2 protein-coding genes are annotated in these 4,221 nt (G+C 73.7%); both read right to left on the bottom strand.

Translation table 11 applies throughout. The features are described from left to right. Positions 1 to 1,635, bottom strand: a 1,635-nt coding sequence (locus tag K7G61_RS35595) for a beta-ketoacyl synthase N-terminal-like domain-containing protein (protein ID WP_225851296.1), incomplete at its 3' end; no start/stop codon positions are given. Between the two features lie 2 nt (positions 1,636 to 1,637). Next, positions 1,638 to 4,221, bottom strand: a 2,584-nt coding sequence (locus K7G61_RS35590) for a type I polyketide synthase (protein WP_225851295.1), incomplete at its 5' end; no start/stop codon positions are given.

The following is a 4,221-nucleotide window of genomic DNA, read 5'->3' as shown; positions in this document are numbered from 1 at the left end:
CACCCCGGTCACCAGACCCGGCACCGACCGGCCCTCCGCCAACGCCTCCAACGCCTCCACACCACTGACCACCGCACGGTGATCGAAAGACGACCGCCCCGCCAACGCCCGACCCACCGCCACCGCGTCGACCCCCGGCTGCCCGGCCAGGAACTTCCCCAGCCGGCGCGCCTGGTCCCGTAACGCCACATCCGACTTAGCCGACAGCGGCCACGGCACCACTCCACCCGCAAACCCGGCCGCGGGCCCCGCCGAGACCGCCGCCTGCTCCTCGGCAGCCGCCTCGATCACCACGTGCGCGTTCGTACCGCTGATGCCGAACGCCGAGATGCCCGCGCGACGGGGGCGGCCGGTCTCGGGCCACGGCCGACCCTCGGTGAGCAGTGAGACCTGGCCCGCCGACCAGTCGACGTGCGAGGTCGGCGCGTCGACATGCAGGGTCCGCGGCAACTGCCCGTGCCGCATCGCCATCACCATCTTGATCACACCCGCCACACCCGCGGCGGCCTGCGTGTGACCGATGTTCGACTTCACCGACCCCAACCACAACGGCTCACCCCGACCCTGCCCGTACGTCGCCAGCAGCGCCTGCGCCTCAATAGGGTCACCCAGCGTCGTCCCCGTACCGTGCGCCTCCACCACGTCCACGTCCGCCGCCGACAGTCCCGCATGGGCCAGCGCCTGACGGATGACACGTTCCTGCGAGGGGCCGTTGGGCGCCGCGAGGCCGTTGGACGCGCCGTCCTGGTTCACCGCCGAACCCCGCACCACCGCCAGCACCCGATGCCCGAGACGCCGCGCATCCGACAACCGCTCCAGCAGCACCAGACCCGCACCCTCACCCCACGCCGTACCATCAGCCGCCTCGGCAAACGCCTTCACCCGGCCATCGGCAGCCAGGCCGCGCTGGCGGGAGAACTCCACGAACCCCGCAGGCGTCGCCATCACCGTCACACCACCGGCCAGCGCCAGCGAACACTCCCCCGCCCGCAGCGCCTGCGCCGCCAGGTGGATCGCCACCAGCGACGACGAGCACGCCGTGTCCACCGACACCGCCGGACCCTCCAGCCCCAGCAGATACGACACCCGGCCCGATGTGGCGCTGGTGGCTGTTCCGGTGGCGAGGAAACCTTCGAGGTCCGGCGGCGGCTGGTTGCCGTAGCCGGAGGACCACAGACCGGTGAACACGGCTGTGCGGCTGCCGCCGAGTGTGGTCGGGTCGATCCCGGCGTCCTCGAAGGTCTCCCAGGCGGTCTCCAGCAGCACCCGCTGCTGCGGATCCATTGCCAGCGCCTCGCGCGGCGAGATCCCGAAGAACCCGGCGTCGAAGCCGGCGCCGTCGGCCAGGAAGCCGCCCGATCGGCTGTAGGTCGTGCCCGGCCGGTCCGGGTCGGGGTCGTGGACGACGTCCCATCCACGGTCCGGCGGGAATTCGGTGATCGCGTCGGCACCGTCCGAGACGAGCCGCCACAGGCCGTCCGGGGACTCCACTCCGCCCGGGTAGCGGCAGCCCATGCCGATGATCGCGATCGGCTCGCGCGCCGCTTCCTCCATGTCGGCGAGGCGCTTGCTGAGCACTCCCAGGTCGGCCGTGGCGCGCTTGAGGTAAGTGCGGAGCTTCTCTTCGTCGGACATGGCTACTCCTCAGCGTTGCGGGACTCACCCGAGCGGATGACCTCGGTCCTGCGGTGCGCGTCGTCCAGAAGGCTGAACAGTTCGTCGTCGCTGGCCTCGTCGACGCCGGCCGCGGAGCCGCCGGTGCGTTTGGCGGTCCAGGCGGCCAGCAGTGCTTCGAGGCGGGCCGCGACGGTCTCGTAGTCGGCGTCGGCGGCTGCCGCGTCCAGGGTGGTCTTGAGCTGGTCGAGTTCGGCGAGCAGGGGGTCGGGGCCTGTGCCGTGCAGCCTTGTGTGCACGAAGGCGGAGAGGCGGGCAGGTGTCGGGTGGTCGAAGACGAGCGTGGCGGGCAGACGCAGGCCGGTGTCCGCGTCGAGTTGGTTGCGCAGTTCCACGGCGGTGAGCGAGTCGAATCCGATGTCGGTGAACGCCTGGTCGGGGTCGACCGCCTCCGGTGAGGAGTGCCCCAGGACGAGGGCGGCCCGGCCGACGACGAGTCGCAGCACGTCGGCCTGCGTCCACGCGCGGTCGGCGGCTTGCCTGCGCCGGGGCCGTACCAGCGCCCGCAGCAGGGCGGGCGGGTCGCCGGCGCGGCGCAGCGCCGGCAGGTCGAACCTGACGGGGACGAGGGTGGGGGCGCCGGCGGTCAGCGCGGCGTCGAACAGGGCCAGCGCGTCCGCCGTCGGCAGCGGCCGTACGCCGGCCCTGGCCATGCGCTGCCGGTCGGTGGCGGTCAGGCCTCCGGTCATGCCGCTGGCCTGCGCCCAGTAGCCCCAGGCGAGCGAGACGGCCGGCTGTCCCTGGGCGTGCCGGTGTGCGGCGAGGCCGTCGAGGTAGGCGTTGGCGGCGGCGTAGTTCGCCTGGCCCGCGCCGCCCAGCACACCGGCCGCCGACGAGAACAGCACGAACACCTCCAGATCCGAGGTCAGTTCGTGGAGGTGCCGGGCGGCGAGGGCCTTCGGCTCCCACACTCGCGCGAACTGCCGCGGGGTGAGGGATTCCACGACGGTGTCGGCCAGCGCGCCCGCGGCGTGGATCACCGAGGTGACCGGGCGTTCGGCGAGCAGCCGCGCCACCGCCTCGCGGTCGGACACGTCGCAGGCCACGATGTCGGCGGTCGCGCCCAGCGCGGCCAGGTCCGCGGTCAGCGCGGCCGCGCCGGGGGCGTCGGGGCCGCTGCGGCTGACCAGCAGCAGGTGCCGCACGCCATGCCGTACGACGAGGTGACGGGCGATCGTGCCGCCCAGGGTGCCGGTGCCGCCGGTGACGAGCACCGTGCTCTCGGGGCCGAGCGGCGAGGGCAGCGGGTCGGTCCGCGCCCGTTCGAGGCGGGGGACGTGGACGGCGCCGGCGCGGATCGCGAGCTGGGGTTCGTCGCCGGCCAGCCGGACCTCGTCGCCGTCGGCCCCGTCTCCGCTGACGCCTTCTCCGCTGACGCCTTCTCCGCCGACGCCGTCGACCAGGTCGACCAGCACGAACCGGCCGGGGTGCTCGGTGGCGGCCGACCGGACCAGGCCCCAGACGGCGGCGGCCTGCGGGTCGACGTCCTCGCCCGGCCGGACCGGCACGGCGTTGCGCGTGGCGACCACCATGCGCGGGGTGTCCGTGGCGAGGAAGTCCTGGATCACCCGCAGGGTCTCGACGGGCGATGTGGCGTGGTGGACCGGGATGTCCGGTTCGGTGGTCGCCACGTCCAGGACCGGCCACGCCACCTGGTACGGCACGTCCTGCGTGGTGGCCCCGGCCGGCCGGCGCAGGGTCAGCGAGGCGATCTCGGCGACCGGCGCGCCCGACTCGTCGGCGAGGCCGATCGCGCAGGTGTCCTGGCCGGTCACGGTCAGCCGGACCCTGGCGTGCTCGGCACCGCGCCACCAGGAGACCCCGGCGAAGGAGAACGGCATCTTCGCCCGGTCGTCGGCGACGGTCACGGTCTGGATCGCGGCGTCGAGCAGGGCGGGGTGCAGTGCGAACCGGGTGTCGCCGGGGGGTGCGGCCACCTCCGCGTAGAGGGTGTCGCCGTCGCGCCAGGCCGCTCGCAGACCTTGGAAGGCCGGGCCGTAGACGAATCCGGCACCGGCCAGGTCGTCGTAGAAGGCGTCGAGCTCGACGGCTTCGGCGTGCGGCGGCCACTGCCGTGCCCAGGGCTCGCTCGGTGCGGCGGGTACCGCGCCCAGGGTCCCGGTGGCGTGCCGTACCCACTCGGCGTCTGCGCGCGAGTGCATCGAGACGCTGCGCCGGCCGGCCCGGTCGGGGCCGACGGTCACGGACACCTGCACGCCGTCCGTGACCACCAGCGGTGTCTCCAGCGTCAGGTCCTCGACCGCCGGGCACCCGACGTGTTCACCGGCCTGGAGCGCCAGGTCCACGAACGCCGCGGCGGGCAGCAAAGGCGAGCCCGAGACGACGTGTTCGGTGAGCCACGGCTGCACGCCGGTGGCGAGTTGTCCCGTGAGCACCACGCCGTTGTCGTCGGGGAGTTCCATGGCGTCCCGCAGCAGCGGGTGGTCGATCCGGCCGTCACCGGTCGGTGCCGGGGTGGTGGGCTGGAGCCAGTAGTGCTGGTGCTGGAAGGGATACGAGGGCACCCGCACCGGCACCATGGACGCC

This window comes from Streptomyces sp. HPF1205 (assembly GCF_020400825.1).
GTDB lineage: Bacteria > Actinomycetota > Actinomycetes > Streptomycetales > Streptomycetaceae > Actinacidiphila.
Note: the sequence above shows the minus strand (reverse complement) of the source record. Positions and strands in the feature narration are given on the sequence as shown.